General features: G+C 43.8%; 12 protein-coding genes and 1 pseudogene. 8 read left to right on the forward strand and 5 right to left on the reverse strand.

Annotation, left to right across the window (positions count from 1 at the left end):
* Position 1 precedes the first annotated feature (1 nt).
* The 7 genes and pseudogenes from mnmG (at position 2) to M5U24_RS04180 (ending at position 9042) form a co-directional block, all read left to right on the forward strand.
* A complete protein-coding gene (mnmG, locus tag M5U24_RS04150) occupies positions 2–1429 on the forward strand; it encodes a tRNA uridine-5-carboxymethylaminomethyl(34) synthesis enzyme MnmG (RefSeq protein ID WP_298201667.1) in 1428 nt (475 codons plus the stop codon).
* Positions 1430–1447: 18 nt separating this feature from the next.
* Positions 1448–2560 (forward strand): annotated as a pseudogene (locus tag M5U24_RS04155) (FAD-dependent oxidoreductase); the annotation flags it as partial.
* 38 nt (positions 2561–2598) lie between these two features.
* Entirely contained in the window at positions 2599–4707 is a 2109-nt protein-coding gene (locus M5U24_RS04160; RefSeq protein WP_099325370.1) for a nitrate reductase, read from the forward strand.
* Positions 4701–5834: an ATP-binding protein gene (locus M5U24_RS04165; RefSeq protein ID WP_099325369.1), complete on the forward strand. Its 1134-nt coding sequence runs from the start codon at positions 4701–4703 to the stop codon at positions 5832–5834. Before M5U24_RS04160 ends, M5U24_RS04165 begins: the two co-directional genes overlap by 7 nt.
* Positions 5835–5883: 49 nt before the next feature.
* Positions 5884–6627: a response regulator gene (locus tag M5U24_RS04170; RefSeq protein WP_099325368.1), complete on the forward strand. Its 744-nt coding sequence runs from the start codon at positions 5884–5886 to the stop codon at positions 6625–6627.
* A gap of 31 nt (positions 6628–6658) precedes the next feature.
* Complete coding sequence (locus M5U24_RS04175; protein WP_099325367.1) at positions 6659–8716, forward strand: EAL domain-containing protein; 2058 nt, start codon at positions 6659–6661, stop codon at positions 8714–8716.
* Positions 8717–8736: 20 nt separating this feature from the next.
* Positions 8737–9042 carry a hypothetical protein gene (locus M5U24_RS04180; protein WP_099325366.1) on the forward strand — a complete coding sequence of 102 codons (306 nt, stop codon included), beginning with the start codon at positions 8737–8739 and terminating at the stop codon, positions 9040–9042.
* A gap of 329 nt (positions 9043–9371) precedes the next feature.
* Here the strand turns inward: M5U24_RS04180 and M5U24_RS04185 are convergent, their stop codons facing one another.
* The 5 genes from M5U24_RS04185 to M5U24_RS04205 form a co-directional block, all read right to left on the reverse strand.
* On the reverse strand, positions 9372–9581 hold the full coding sequence (locus tag M5U24_RS04185; RefSeq protein WP_099325364.1) for a DUF2283 domain-containing protein: 210 nt from the start codon (positions 9579–9581) through the stop codon (positions 9372–9374).
* Positions 9562–9738, reverse strand: coding sequence for a hypothetical protein (locus M5U24_RS04190; protein WP_169704089.1), 177 nt, complete (start codon positions 9736–9738; stop codon positions 9562–9564). Before M5U24_RS04190 ends, M5U24_RS04185 begins: the two co-directional genes overlap by 20 nt.
* Positions 9739–9946: 208 nt before the next feature.
* Positions 9947–11503 (reverse strand): hypothetical protein, encoded by a 1557-nt coding sequence (locus M5U24_RS04195; RefSeq protein WP_099323647.1) that lies wholly within the window; start codon positions 11501–11503, stop codon positions 9947–9949.
* A gap of 786 nt (positions 11504–12289) precedes the next feature.
* Positions 12290–12838: a cyclic nucleotide-binding domain-containing protein gene (locus M5U24_RS04200; RefSeq protein WP_099325362.1), complete on the reverse strand. Its 549-nt coding sequence runs from the start codon at positions 12836–12838 to the stop codon at positions 12290–12292.
* Between the two features lie 462 nt (positions 12839–13300).
* Entirely contained in the window at positions 13301–14242 is a 942-nt protein-coding gene (locus tag M5U24_RS04205; protein ID WP_099325361.1) for a histone deacetylase, read from the reverse strand.
* 338 nt (positions 14243–14580) lie between these two features.
* Between M5U24_RS04205 and shc the strand changes: the two genes are divergently transcribed.
* Complete coding sequence (gene shc, locus M5U24_RS04210; RefSeq protein ID WP_298201672.1) at positions 14581–16656, forward strand: squalene--hopene cyclase; 2076 nt, start codon at positions 14581–14583, stop codon at positions 16654–16656.
* Positions 16657–16751 lie beyond the last annotated feature (95 nt).

The raw sequence follows: 16751 nt of genomic DNA on the forward strand, positions 1-16751 counted from the left end.
TATGCATACGGAGTTTGATGTTATTGTTGTTGGCGCGGGACATGCCGGATGCGAAGCCGCTTTAGCCTCGGCGCGCATGGGACTGAATACCGCCCTTCTCTCAATAAACCTCGATACAGTCGCACAAATGTCCTGCAATCCTGCAATCGGGGGTATTGCCAAGGGGCAGCTCGTGAGAGAAATCGACGCATTGGGCGGAGAAATGGCGCAGGTGATTGATGCAACGGGTATTCAGTTTCGCATGCTCAACACAAAAAAAGGCCCCGCAGTACATTCACCACGCGCCCAGGCCGATAAAAAAGCCTATCAGATAACCATGAAAAAAAGATTGGAGCACCAGGATAATCTTTTTATGAAACAGGAAATTGCAGACGGCCTTATTGTCGTTGACAATAAGGCCGCCGGCGTTGTCGGCCAGAGTGGTTTACAATACAAATCAAAGGCGGTGATCCTTACCACGGGCACATTTCTAAAAGGCGTAATCCACATCGGAAACTACATAACGAGCGGCGGCAGGATCGGAGAACTCTCTTCCGAAAGATTATCCGGGTCCCTTCGTGACCTTGGGCTTGAAGTACAAAGACTTAAAACCGGTACTTCTCCCCGTCTTAACAGCCGCACTATAAACTACAAAAACCTTAAACCACAACATGGCGACGAAAATCCGCGGCCATTTTCATTTTCAACAAAAACATTATCCGGTGCACAAGTACCCTGTTACATAACCTACACAAACCAGACCACACATGAAATTGTCATGTCCAATCTTAATCGCGCCCCGCTTTATACCGGTCAAATTAGTACGACCGGCCCAAGGTATTGCCCCTCGCTGGAGGATAAAATCGTGCGTTTTCCAGACAAACTGCAGCATCAGATATTTCTGGAACCGGAGGGACTCGATACACTGGAAATATACTGTAACGGCATTTCCACAAGTATGCCTCATGACGTGCAGGAAAGAATAGTCCATTCCATTGAAGGGCTGGAAGCGGCGGAAATCGTTCGATATGGCTATGCGATAGAATATGATTTCGTGCCGCCTACGCAACTAAAAGTATCCCTGGAAACAAAGGCGGTGGAGAACCTTTATCTTGCCGGACAAATCAACGGCACTTCCGGTTACGAAGAAGCTGCTGCACAGGGAATAATGGCCGGGATTAATGCCGCCCTGAAAATACAGGGAAAGGAGCCGTTTATTCTTGACCGTTCGGAAGCATATATCGGAGTACTCATTGACGATCTTGTTACAAAAGGCACCGAGGAACCATACCGTCTGTTTACTTCCCGCGCGGAATACCGCCTGCTTTTGCGTCAGGACAACGCAGACAGACGACTGATGAAATACGGGCACAAATACGGACTCATTTCAGATCAGCAATGGAGTACATTACAGGAAAAAGAACGCCTCATTGCAGAAACCCTTGCATAAACAAAAACATTATCCGGTGCACAAGTACCCTGTTACATAACCTACACAAACCAGACCACACATGAAATTGTCATGTCCAATCTTAATCGCGCCCCGCTTTATACCGGTCAAATTAGTACGACCGGCCCAAGGTATTGCCCGTCGCTGGAGGATAAAATCGTGCGTTTTCCAGACAAACTGCAGCATCAGATATTTCTGGAACCGGAGGGACTCGATACACTGGAAATATACTGTAACGGCATTTCCACAAGTATGCCTCATGACGTGCAGGAAAGAATAGTCCATTCCATTGAAGGGCTGGAAGCGGCGGAAATAGTTCGATATGGCTATGCGATAGAATATGATTTCGTGCCGCCTACACAGTTGAAACTATCTCTGGAAACAAAAGCGGTAGAGAATCTTTATCTTGCCGGACAAATCAACGGCACATCCGGTTACGAAGAAGCTGCTGCGCAGGGAATAATGGCCGGGATTAATGCCGCCCTGAAAATACATGAAAAGGAGCCGTTTATTCTTGACCGTTCAGAAGCATATATCGGAGTACTCATTGACGATCTTGTTACAAAAGGCACCGAGGAGCCATACCGGCTGTTTACTTCCCGCGCGGAATACCGCCTGCTTTTGCGTCAGGACAACGCAGACAGACGACTGATGAAATATGGGCACAAATACGGACTCATTTCAGATCAGCAATGGAGTACATTACAGGAAAAAGAACGCCTCATTGCAGAAACCCTTGCATACCTGAATTATAAAACGGCGGGGCAAGACGCGTTAGCAAAAATACTCAGCCGCCCGGAACAAACGTTTGATCAACTTCTCGGAATAGACTCCGAACTTGCAGAAAAAAACGTGCCCGGAGATGTGCAGGAACAGGTGGAGATTGAAATAAAATATAAGGGATATATAGAGCGCCAATACAGCCAAATAGAGAAATTCAAAAAGATGGAAAACCACAAGATTCCGGATTGGCTGGACTATTCACACATTACAGAATTAAGAAGAGAGGCACGCCAAAAACTTTCACAGATACGCCCACTATCTTTAGGACAAGCCTCACGCATTTCGGGGGTATCACCGGCAGATATCTCAATCCTTATGATCTACCTCGCAAAAAAAGCAAGAACGTAATCATTGAAATAAATAAAAACAAGGGAGACCGTATTACTATGCCAATTCAATGGCACAAAACAACATGCCCCTATTGCGGCTTCGGCTGCGGTTTGATGGCCGGAGTGGAAAACGGGAAAATCATTGAAATTAAAGGTATGCCAGGCCATCCGGCCAACGATGGAATGATATGCACCCTTCCCGCCAACTCTGTACCCGTTTTCTGCGCAGAGGACAGACTGACAAAACCAATGATCAGGCGGGACGGAAAGCTCTCCCCTGTTTCCTGGGAAGAAGCAATCACCCATGTCGCCTCCCGCTTTCAAGAAATCATAGAAACACATGGTCCCGGAGCAATTGCCATTCACAGCGGAGCAACATGTACGACGGAAGAGTATTATCTCATGAATAAACTGATAAAAGGATGCATTGGCTCCAACAATATCGAGTCCAGCACCCGTCTGTGTATGGCAAGTTCGGCAATGGGCTTTATGTCGACTATCGGCGCAGACGCCCCTCCGGCATGCTATGCGGATATAGAACAGGCAGATTTGTTCTTCATTGCCGGCAATAATATGGCCATCTCTGTGCCTGCCCTGTTCGCAAGGGTAGCAAGGTCGAAAAGAAAGAACGACGCAAAGGTTATTGTCGTTGACCCGCGCAGGTCGGAAACTACCGGCATAGCGGATATTCATCTTCAGATTAGGCCCGGAACGGACGTAGCGCTGAATAACTCCATAGCCCATGTTTTATTGAAAGAAGGGTATGTCAACGAAGAAAAGGTGGCGGAATACGCATCAGGAATCAAGGACCTTAAGGAACTTTCAGAGGAATACCCCCCTTCAAGAGCATCAGAAATCACCGGATGCCCCGAACAGCTTATCATTGATGCGGCGCGAATGGTTGGCCGGTCTAAGGCAATGCTCATTTTCTGGTTCCAGGGATATAACCACTCCACGCAGGCGGTATTTAAAAATAACACATTGCATAATTTATGGCTTCTGACAAATAATTTTTGCAAACCGGGCGCAGGGCCGTTGTCAATCACCGGGGAATGCAATGCGCTCGGCTGCCGCTGGGTTGGCGGATTATCACATCTTTTGCCCGGCATGCGGATGGTGGCAAACCCACAGCATCGGCAGGAAGTAGCCGATTTCTGGGGCATTCCCACAGAAAAACTCCATCCGGTTCCAGGCAGGTCCATAATGGATATAGTCAGTGGCCTTCATTCGGGCGACGTACGCGCCCTCTGGGTCATTGCCGCAAATCCCGCCGCATCGCTGCCGAATACAAAGTGGATTTTAGACGGGTTATCAAAGGCGGAGATGCTTGTTGTTCAGGATATTTTTCACCCCACTGAAACCACCAAACTCGCGGACGTAGTATTGCCCGCCGCCCAGTGGTGCGAAAAGGCAGGCACGTTTATTTCTTCAGAGAGGCGCATCGAACTGGCGGATAAAATAATCGACCCGCCGGGAGAAGCGAAGCCGGACTGCGAAATATTGTGGCTTGTTGCGCGTGCGATGGGCTTTGAAAAGGAATTTCCCTACTCTTCTCCGGAAGATGTCTTCGGAGAGTTTAAACAAATAACAAGTGGCCGCATTTGCGATATGAACGGAGTGACGTATGAAAGATTACGCGGGAATACGGGTATTCAACTGCCATGCCCGGATGTGAATCATCCGGGAACGCCTCGCCTGTTCACGGACAGATATTTCCCCAGAGCCGATGGGCGCGCCGCCCTGCTGCCTCGCGAATACCTCCCTCCAAAAGAAACCATTAACGAAATATATCCCTTTGTTCTTATCACCGGGCGCCAGCAATGGCATTTTAACACCGGTGTCCGGACAAAACGTATTCCCTATTTACACCAACGCGCACCGGATAACTTCGTCGAGATTCATCCGCACGATGCCGCACAACTACGCATACAAAACGGAGATGAGGTTGAAGTTTCCTCTTCACGCGGCACGACAAAAGGCTTCGCTCAGATTTCCGGCCGTGTGCTTCAGGGAAATATTTTTATGCCAATACATTACGGCGGCGCTATAAACAATAAAGATGCCAGATTAGCTAATCTTGTAACAAACAATATCTGTGACATCCACTCAAAACAGCCCGAATATAAATTCAGCGCCGTCAACTTAAAGAAATCTCAGCCATGTTGACCACAGCACATAATACAATGCCTGACCGTCTCATTAAAAATGAACTTGAAGCGGCGAAACGGACAATCCGGTTCTTTGAGGCAATTTTACGTTCCACGCACAATGGCATAATAGTCACTGACGCAACGAAAAATATTATTGTAGCCAATGATGTGTTTTGCGCTTTGTTCGGCAATACACTAAGAAATGTAATAGAAACAAATCTGTTTGTATGGCTCGAACAGCTCGACGGTAAAGCCGGCGAGCAATGGGCGACGCTGGCGGATAATGTATGCCGGAACGGCTTCAGCCAGGATGTGTGCTTTCAGAAAACAACCCCAGACGGCATTAGGTATTTCAGCGTCAATGCCTCTCTTGTAGAAAATCCGGATATGAAGGAGCAGGGCATCATTGTAAGTATCTGGCGCGATATTACCTTGCACAGACAGATGGAAAACGAAATTATTTCTTCAGAACGGCTCGCCGTATTGGGCAAAGTTTCCGGCAGTATTGCCCACGAAATCAAGAACCCACTCGGAGTAATCGACAGTTCCGCGTATTATCTTGGGCTAAAACTAAAAGACGCTGATGAAAAAATAAAGACGCATATCGACCGTATAAAGTCGCAGGTGAAAAAGGCTACGGGGATAATACAGAATCTAGTCGATGTGGCAAAAATGAAGGAACCATACACGGAAACAGCAGGGATACACGCTATTATTGAAAACGTGCTTACAACACTGAACCTGCCACAAACTATTGCCGTCAAAAAGAAAATAGAAGACACCCTTGTTGCCAAGGCAGACAAAGGACAATTAGAAATGGTCTTCAGAAATATCATTGTAAATGCCGTCCAGTCAATGGAAGAATGCGGAATATTATCAATATCATGTCTGGAAAAGCCTCTTGAGAAAAACAGATTTATAGAAATACGCATTCAGGATACAGGGCCTGGCATTATGCCGGAAGACAGGGAAAGAATATTTGAACCGCTTTTTAGCACAAAAACTACAGGCATCGGCTTTGGTTTGACTATTTGCAAGATGATTATTGAACGCCATGGAGGAACAATTACAGTGGAATCAGAAAAGGGGAAAGGTGCGGCTTTTATTCTGCAATTGCCCGTGACATATGAAGAGACAGCGTAGCTATTCCCTATATGGGTCATTCAGCAGTTTTTCAATAAGGGAGAAATAAATGTTGCAGGTAAATACCGTGGAAAAAAAACTTCATATTCTTATCGTGGACGATAATGCAGACTTTTGCACGAATTGCATTGATATTTTTGAGTCAAAAGGCTATTCGGCAACCGCAGTTCATGATGGATTTGACGCAATAGAGGCAGTGAAGGAAAACCCATTTGATCTTGTTTTAATGGATATAAAAATGCCCGTTATGAACGGCGTTGATACATACAAAACGCTCAAACAGATTAATCCACTGCTGCCTGTAATTATGATATCTGCTTATGCCGTTGAGGGACTTCTTGTAAATGCTCTAAGGGAAGGTGCTTTTGCCATTTTCCACAAACCTCTCAACTTCGGAAAGCTTTTTTCAACCATTGAACACACCCAGAAAAATGGAGCGTTCATTATGGTCGTTGACGATGACAACGATATTTGCGAAAGCCTGTCAGACCTTCTCCATGAAAAAGGCTACAGGGTAAAAACGGCAAATGACGGCAGCACTGCCGTGCAAATGTCCCGGGAAAATCTTTTTGACGTCATACTCCTGGATATGAAACTACCCACCATGAACGGTCTGGACGCCTACCTTGCCATAAGAGATATCCGCCCTTCTGTTGTCGTGATTTTAATAACAGGATACCGGAACGAATTAAGAAACCTTGTTGATAGGGCGCTGCAGAGAAACGCCTGTGTTTGTCTGGATAAACCTTTGGATATTGACAGGCTGCTGGATATTATACAGGAAAAAACCTGACCCGGGCGAGTCAGAAGGAAAATGCGATATAATGACAAAACCATTTAACATACTCCTCGTTGATGACAACAAAGAGCTTGGGGAAAACATCAGGGACATCCTGGAGATAAACGGCTACGCCGCCGAAAGAGTTTCTCTTGGCAGCGACGCTCTTCTCTCCGCCCAAAACAAGCATTTTGATTTAGCACTTGTTGATATTGAACTTCCCGATATTAAAGGCACAGAACTTGTCGGAAAATTAGCGAGTATTTCACCTTCCACGCAATACATATACATAACCGGCCATGCAACGCTCGACAGCACAATCGAAGCTATTAAGCAAAAAGACGTGATCTCTTACGAGGTAAAACCCCTCGATATCGACCGCATGCTGCTCACCATCCAGCAGGCAAAAATAAGAATACAAACAGAAACGGAACTGCATAAATCTGAAGAAAGATACCGGAGACTGATAGAAGGCCTTCAGGATAATTATTTCTTCTTCACACGTGATGCCAGCGGTGTTTTTACATATATCAGCCCTTCCATCAAAAACATCCTCGGCTATACTCCTGAAGAGTTTTACACCCGCTACCGCGAATATCTGACCGATCATCTGGTAAACAACGATGCCGCCCAATGCCTGGCGCGGAGCGTAAAGGGGATCAAGCAGCCGCCTTATGAAATTGAAATGTACCACAAAAACGGTGCAACACGAACACTGCAGATGCAGGAAGCGCCCGTATTCGACAGCAGTAAAAACGTCATTTCCATAGAAGGCATTGCCAGAGACATTACCGAGATAAAAACCTCTCAATCGCAGCTTGTATTTTTAGCAGATCACGACCCTCTTACCTGCCTGTTTAATCGCAGGCGTTTTAAGGAAGAACTCGAACTACGCCTTCTGGAAGCACAAAGAAACCATATCAAAGGAGCACTTTTATTTCTGGATTTGGACAATTTCAAATATGTCAATGATACCCTTGGCCATCAGCACGGGGATGAATTGCTGATAAAATTGTCCTGTATTCTGAAAGAAAGGCTGCGGCAGACAGACATTCTCGCCAGGCTTGGAGGGGATGAGTTTGCCGTGATATTGCCTAATACCGAGGAAGAACAGGCACAGCACATCTCAAAACAACTTGTGGAGTTGACAAGAAACTGCCTTGCGCTTGACAGTCTGAATCCACTGCATATAACCGTCAGCATCGGCATTGCAATGTTTCCCGCACACGGCGATACTGCGGAAACACTGCTCGCCAACGCTGATATGGCAATGTATCAGGCAAAAGATGAAGGGCGAGACCGCGGCTGTATCTTCTCGCTGGAACATAAAATACACATCGAGACGCAATACGACTGGAAGCGCAGAATCAAAATAGCGCTGGAACAAAATAGCTTTGCACTGTATTTGCAGCCGATAATAAATGTGAAAACCCGCAAAATTACTGCCTATGAGGTATTGCTCCGCCTGACTGAAAAAAATCAGGAGGTTGTCCCACCTTTAAAATTCCTCGGCACCGCCGAACGATTTGGCATTATACACGAAATCGACAGATGGGTAGTCGTCAACGCAATCCGCATTATAAAAGAACTGAAACTGCATGAAAACGGTATATTTCTTGAAATAAACCTGTCAGGCAAGGCATTTTCCGACAATGAACTATTGTCCATAATAAAAAGGGAAATCGGGGAAAATATCCTTCGTCCCGAAATGCTCATTTTTGAAATAACAGAGACGGCAATCATAGAGAACATCGCAAAGGCGCAGCATTTTATCGCAACGCTTAAGTCAATAGGATGTCGTTTTGCCCTGGATGATTTTGGGAGCGGTTTTTCATCATTTAATTATTTGAAACATTTGCCAGTGGATTACCTCAAAATAGACGGCAGTTTTATTCAACACCTTTCACAAAACTCTGTAGATCAGCATTTGGTCAAGGGAATGGTAGAGGCTGCACGCGGATTAAAAAAACTCACCATCGCCGAATTTGTTGAAACGAAGGAAACATTTCAATTACTGAAGGAAATAGGCATAGATTACGCGCAAGGCCATTATTTTGGGAAACCACTTTCTGTATGTGACGCACTGCAACAGTTTAATTTTTAGCAAAACAGCAATGGTTAAAAATGTCTTTGTGCTGCTGCTATGCAGAGGGAATTCACGAATTGCCGCTAAACAAATTCTCTCCGCCGATTCCCAAACTCTTGTTTGGTAATGTAATGGCACTGGAAACTACATTTGGTGATGTGATTGATGAAAAGGTGCGGTTGTCAGCCGCCGGGGAAATGGTAGCGGGCAAATGGCAAAAAACACCGCAGATGCGTAAAAATGTTTCCATGGATACATGGATTATGGAGAATCAGGAACACATCCCATATTTCTTGCTTAATCTTGTGGAAAAATATGGGATGTGTCCCTATATTTATATTTGATTGAAATACTGTGAGTACCTCATATGAAGCGTATTAAATGTGCGTGCAAATGAATCCTCTTTCTCAGGGACACAAACATGCTTAGTCATAAGACAATATGCCCAGATTTTTAAGGGGTATTTTGTACTGTATTCCTGTAGCCATTGAAGATATCGGATGAAATCTGATTCATCTTCAAAAACTGGCTGTTGATAGTTTCCTCTTTGAGTTACATGATGTGGATAACCGGAGGCTACCGTTCTTGCAATTCGTGGTATAAAATACACATATAACCATTTTGCCTTGACTTGGTAATGATAAATAGCCGCTGTCCCTATTTTCCCTTCTTTTTATGCGACAACTTTTTTCTCTATTTGTTGGTAGGATATGTCTGGCAGATGCGCTGTTGTTTTCGCATGTTCAATTGTCATGCTAACAAGATTGCCATTTTCATCAATGTCGATATATATATTCTCTGATATCTCTCGTGTTTCTTTTACCTGCTTTTCTGTAAATTCCAGCAGAGCCGTGTCCGTATCATTAAAATATTTTATTTTCATAACTTACACCTTTAATTTTTGCCCATTTTCTTATTCGCCCATCGGATTGTATTTGAGTTTGAACAGGATTCTTGATAGTGAAACCAATCCATTCATCTTTTATATATGCCCTGTCAGGTCTTTGGCGTGTGTAGAGAAAGTATTGTGTGTATTTCATTTATATTATTCCGCCTAACTACCACAGGAAACAGGAACATCGAATATTTATTGGTTTTGCCTGATCTTCCCCACGGAAGATTCCTTAACCTTCTTCCAAATAATGTTTCAAGTTTTTTCATAAAGCCATCATTACCATACGGTCTTCCTGTCATTTAACATCTCTTTATACTACTATCCATCAATTTCTTGTTTTTTATGCGTGTTTTTCATGCCGCCATTTCCGTAAGTGCTTTAATATCAAGGGCTGAAGCGGTCATCAGTGAACAAGAGAACTTCTGGCCTTTCTCCGTCAAAACATAGCGGTTGGCCCTCGGAACTTTGCGGATTAGACCGTGTGCCCGCAGCATCTTTATCCGTCGGGTCGTTCGTCCGGAATATTTCTTTTGCTGATCCTTGCCGGATTGTTCGGATTCCCGGTAAAGCCACTTACGCAAATCATGGTTGCGGAATCCATTTATCGCGTTTTCGCCTTTGGACAGGAACATCAGCATCTGGTAATCATCCTGCTGCCAGGGATTCAAACCCCGATACCTCTTGCCCTCTTTGACAACCTTGTTACAAGCGCTGCTCACCACTTCTTTCAGTTTCTCCTCTACCTGAGCCGCCGCCAAAGCATCCCCATAACGATCATTGCATTGTTGGCTCACCTCACACCGTCGATGAAGATCGCTTACGCCCTTACGCATCTTCTGCCATGACGCCGGTTTGCCTTCATCATCATTGGGACTCCGAAAGACCTTAAAGTCCCGCGTATTATTGATCGTTGTCTCAATACGCAAGAGACTACCGCTCTTGTTATACATCTTCACTGAATTATAATTCACACTGTGCTTGACCCGTATACCTTCATAGCGTCTTCGATAGTCGCTGATAACCTCATCAGGGGCAGCGCCTGCAAGGTTACGCCTACCCAAATACTTCATCACCGAAGAACTGTCGCAAACCCGCATCGCATGATGAACAAACGATGGAAACAACTCCTCCAATGCCTCAACCGATTTAAACATGATGTCCGTCGCCCACTCCGTCTCATCCGCAGACCAGTAATACTCCGGTTCCAACGGACGAAGAATCTGCGACAATGCCGGGCAACTGCCCAACGCAAGCCCGTTCAGCAGCTTCGCCCAGTCAGTCTTAAGCTGCTCATGGAGCAGAACCTGCGCAGCCGCAATATCCTCTATACGCACAAAACAGTTGCCGTCCTTAACATAATCAATACCTTGCTTCTGAAGTTGCCGCTCCAGCCAATGACGACCATTGAGACAAATGAAAATATTAAACGGCGCCCAACTCTGGATACGAACATGACCAAAACCAAACACTGGATCATTAAAATAATGATACACAAAGACACACTTGCGGGGCGCCATTACCAACTCGAGCTTCTTGCTGGCCTTGTTGCCCTTGACCATCGGCGCAATACAAGGCTCTACCACACTCAACAGGCAGATGGAACCTTCCGTAATCCTCTTATCCGCCGCGATCTGGCGAGCCAACTTCTCCTTATCAACACCGCTGCTCATCAAATACCGCACCTCGATACCCAAATCTTTCGCCCGCGATTCACAACTGTCTCGCACCTGTGCCGTAAGCCCATTGACCCAACCGGAAAAATCCTTAAGCAGAATTCTCGCTTGGTTCATGAATGTTCCCATCCCACGCTCACTGGCCAACCACCGCAATGTCCCGCGAAAACGAATCCTGTCCAGACCGCTTATTGCACCCACGATCCTGTCTCGATATAATTCCATCAACTTATTCATAAGTAGTGTCCTCCAAATTGTCTGATTACTATTTACGAGGATACTACTATACTTTATAATAAACTAAAAATCACCTTTTTGGTTGCGGCCAAAGGCCGCGCTAGGTTCTCTATGGCTTGTTCTTCCTCTTTTTCCTTTAAATATTATGACCAATCGTCTATCTCTTTTCCCAGATAACAATCTTGAGACAAAATAGGATTTGCCTCTTATTCACATAACTGCCCGCAAATGTCTTTCATCAAGGATACAAGAGTAAAATCTACCCTGCCAGAGGTGTACTTTCAATTTTCTTTTCTGATTGAAATACTGTGAGTATCTCATATGCAGTGTATTAAATGTGCGTGCAAGTAAATCCTCTTTCTCAGGTACACAAACAAAATGAACATGATTAGTCATAAGACAATATGCCCAAATTTTTAAGGGGTATTTTGTACTGTATTCCTGTAGCCATTGAAGATATTGCCTGAAATCTGATTCATCTTCAAAAACCGGCTGTTGATAGTTCCCTCTTTGAGTTACATGATGTGGATATCCGGAGGCTACAGTGCTTGCAATTCGTGGTATAAAATAAACACATAACCATTTTACCCAGACTTGTTAATGATAAATAGTCGCTGTCCCTGTTTTCATCGATAAACGGGCTTCCGGATTTGGAAAACCAAAGCCAAAAACAGGATGAAACCATGAAGTTTTTGTGAATTTTATAAAAAGAAAGGAATGGTGTTGATATTAAGAATCTATGCCTTGACTTAGTAACCGGGAACGTTAGTTCCACATGTAATAAAGCTAAATACCTTCTTTAAGGCCGTCAAGCTTCCGAAGTATTTCATTTAATGTCTCCCCGCATTTGGCATAATTATTAATTATATCATCTATTAATGACTTATACACCATCTTTATACTTTCAGGCGCTTTATCAAGTTGCCCCGAAACACTTTTCAGGCTCAATGTGCTCAAATCCTTGCCCTCCATGCTGTTACGGTAATAAATAAGCTGACCTACCACACTTGATAGACCAGAAAGCAAAAAGGCGAGTTCACGCATAGATGAATGTATCTCCGTGGGGAGTTCATTAAGTGTTTTTATGAACTCTTCTTTTGATATGACCTCCGCCTTTACATCGGTAATGGCTATTGTAGACGCCAGCCTTCTTTTTTCCTCTAAACAAGAGAGTTTCCCGATAACCGCTCCTTTTCCCAGTTTCAATATAGGAACTTCCCTGCCGTTTATATTTTTTAGTAACTGTGCTTCTCCCTCCAGGATTCTGTACACATAGTAGGTAAAATGGCCCTCTTGTGCTATTGGTTCGCCTTTTTTAAAGACAGTTGTATCCATGGTATGCCTCGCTTTCTTTGTAAGTGTGTTAGTAAAAAAACAGACTGTATAGAATGGTCTCTCTCAGACCCCTTGCACAAATAGCGTTGGCAATGATAGCGTAACAGTTTTTAAAACGCAAATATTTTCCTTAATTACCAATATGAGTATTTGCGCCTGCTTGCTGTATGCTTCCCATATCTTTAAGAGATATTTCATCAACTGCAGACATGGACATGGTACGGCACAACTCTTATGCCCGAACAAAAGGGTTATCCGGAGTTTTTTGAGTTCTTCGTAGATATATGAGTTAATATCCGGGGTTAAAGGGATAAGTCCGGTTTTTTAAAATTTCCGGGTAGGAACGTCTCCGTTAATATAAGAGGATGCATCTTTTAAATCCCAGTAACACACGCAAATGGGTTAACACAAACGGCCCGTTTGGAAGACTGACAATATTCGCGTGGGAAGAAGTATTTTTCATCATGAGTTAATCTTCAGCAATCCTTTGAGGTGGGCTTCGATACATAAGGGTAAACCGGATAAATGATATCCTCCCTCCAAACAGGATAAAAGCTTACCGCCGCAATGTTTTTCCGCCGCTTCCACAACGATTTCAGTTAATGTATAAAAATGCTCTGTCTCAAGGTTTAAACCGCCAATGGGGTCTTTTTTGTATGCATCGAAACCTGAAGATAAAATGATGAATTCCGGCGCAAATCTGTTTACGCTGCCTTCTATTACCCCGGAAAACAATTCAATGTACTTTTGGGGGTGAGTATCCATAGACAATGGTATATTGATATTGAACCCTTTTCCATTTCCCTCGCCTGTTTCATCTTCTGCCCCAGTCCCGGGATAGAATGGATAGCGGTGCATTGAAAAGTACATTACCGTAGGGTCAACATAAAATGCATCCTGCGTGCCATTTCCATGATGAACATCCCAGTCGATTATAAGAATCCTTTTCTGTTGGTAATTTTTCTGCAGGTATCTTGCCGCAATGGCAACATTGTTAAAAAGGCAGAATCCCATACCCCTGTCAGGGGTCGCATGGTGTCCGGGTGGGCGAACAAGGCAAAAAGCATTTTTTGCCTCTCCTTTCATAATTAAATCTATCGCGGTGAGGGCTGCTCCTGCGGAATATAATGCGACATTGTATGAATGGCCGGACACGGCAGTATCACCATCTAACCAGCCGCCGCCGGAATCAGCAATTTGTTGAATGGTACTGATATACGTTTTTGGATGGATAAAGCCTATTTCTTCAGGTAACGCCGCACGGGGCTTTTCTATCGTTACGTGCGCCAAAAAATTATCGGACTCCAGATATTTAATGGTATTTTCTATCCGCCTGGCATTTTCAGGGTGTCCAATACCGGTATCATGTTCCAGGTATATATTGTCATATATCAGCAGTGTCATACATTTTCAGTTTTGTAAATGGGAAAAAATATCTCTTCAGGCTTTAATGCAAAGTAATAATAAAATATGGCATGAAAAAAGTTGGTAAACCATCTTATAAAAAGCACATATCTAAAGCAAGTTTTACTTGAAATTACGATTTAAATTTGTTATTTATAGCCACTGCCTAATCCGCGCTTAATGTTTTTTAACGTGCGGTATAATTGCCCGACTAACAGAAAAAAAGGAATGTTTCATTTATACTATATAACTTATCACCTGTTTATTTGTGTGACAGTGTATAGTTTACTTGAAAATTTAATCGTAATGAAATAGTACATTGGAGGTTTTCAAAAAGAATGAGAAATTTTCTATTAAATCTATTAGAACGGTTCGAGACAACTGTACACAAATTTAATGGAAATGGAAATGGAAACGGCAATGGAAAACATCCTATTCCAGAGTTGATTAAGCATGAATTGAGTTTGGAAAATACTTACTTCAGAACAACTGCATCTACAACGCAGAAAACAGAGAACCCTTTGGATGATTCGATAGACAGGGCGCAGAGATATCTCATCAATCAGCAAAATATAACGGATGGTCACTGGGTAGGGATTTTGGAGGCAGATACCACATTGACGTCCGAATACATTATGCTGATGCATTTTCTTAATAGGGTAGATTATGAAAAACAGGGTAAGGCTGTCGCATTTCTCCTGAAACAGCAACTGACCGACGGGGGTTGGAATATTTATTATGGCGGAGCAAGTGAGATCAGCGCATCGGTAAAAGCATATTTTGCATTAAAATTAGCGGGATATTCGGAAAATGAATCATTCATGAAAAAAGCGAAAGAATGCATCCTTGGCATGGGTGGAATCATGAACGCCAATTGCTTTACCAAAATTTATCTTGCCATGTTTGGCCAGGTTGATTGGCAGGCGGTGCCTGCCGTTCCGGTAGAAATGATTTTGTTCCCCGCAGGATTTTATTTTAGTATTTATGAAATATCCTACTGGTCAAGATGTATTGTCGTTCCCCTTTCTATTGCCATCGCCAGGAAACCACATGTTACCGTAGGCGATGATTTGCTGAAGGAGTTGTATCTTGTCCCGCGTGAAGACGTCGTATATCGTATAGAAAGGGATCAGGATGGGTTTTGCTGGTACAACTTTTTTATTGATGCGGATAGTATCTTCCGCCGGTATGAGCAGCATCCCATTAAATTCATCCGGAGAATTGCGAAGAAGATGGCTGAAAAATGGTTGCTTGAACATATGGAAAAATCGGGCGGATTAGGGGCTATCTGGCCGGCAATGATTAATTCGATTTTTGCCATGAAGTGCCTTGATTATCCGGATGATCACCCCGCTTTGACCGCACAGATGAAAGAGGTGGAAGCGCTGGTTATCTATGAAGGCGATATGCTTTATTTGCAACCGTGCGTATCTCCGGTATGGGACACTGCATGGTCCATTATTGCAATGAATGATTCTGGTATTCCAGGGTCTCACCCTGTTCTGCAAAAAGCAGGTAAATGGTTATTGAGCAAGGAAGTCAGGGATTTTGGTGATTGGAAATTAAAGTGTAAGGTTGAGGAACCGAGCGGGTGGTATTTTCAATATGCGAATGAATTTTATCCCGATACTGATGATACCGGCGCGGTGCTCATGGCATTGCAGAGGGTCTCTCTTCCAGAAGACATGCATAAAGAAAAAACTCTTTTACGCGCCTTACGATGGCTGCAGGCTATGCAATGCGATGACGGAGGATGGGGGGCGTTTGACCGCAACAATAATAAAACGATTTTGAATAATATACCCTTTGCCGATTTTAATGCGCTTCTTGACCCAAGCACCAGCGATGTAACAGGCAGATGTATAGAATTTTTTGGCCGTATCGGATTTAATAAGACATATTTAAATATCAAAAAAGCTGTTGAATTTCTGAAAAAAGAGCAGGATGAAGACGGTTCATGGTTTGGGCGTTGGGGTTCAAATTATATTTATGGTACATGGTCTGTGATTTCCGGGCTGATAGCGGTTGGTGAAGATATTAATAAGGCATACATTAAAAAGGCAATTGCCTGGCTGAAGAGTGTACAGAACTCGGATGGCGGCTGGGGAGAAACAATAAAATCGTATGAGGACAGTGCATTAAAAGGAATAGGCAAAAGCACTCCTTCTCAAACAGCCTGGGCATTACTGACCCTGATTACTGCCGGCGAAATAAAATCGTCTTCCACAGAGAGAGGAATAGATTTTCTTTTGTCCACTCAAAAAGAAGACGGTAGCTGGGATGAGAGAGAATTTACGGCAACAGGTTTTCCCAAAGTCTTTTATTTGAAATACCACATGTATCGCAACTATTTTCCACTAATGGCGCTGGGAAGATATCGCCACTTTACTCATAAATTGGCAACTTCTCAATAACTTGAGGTAAACATCCCATTGATCCCTTTACTAATGGGAAGACTGTGCTCTCGGCAAATTGCAGATTGCGGCCAGTTAACAAAATTTTTTATTAC

The sequence above is a fragment of the Candidatus Kuenenia sp. genome, from assembly GCF_027493735.1.
Lineage (GTDB): Bacteria > Planctomycetota > Brocadiia > Brocadiales > Brocadiaceae > Kuenenia > Kuenenia stuttgartiensis_A.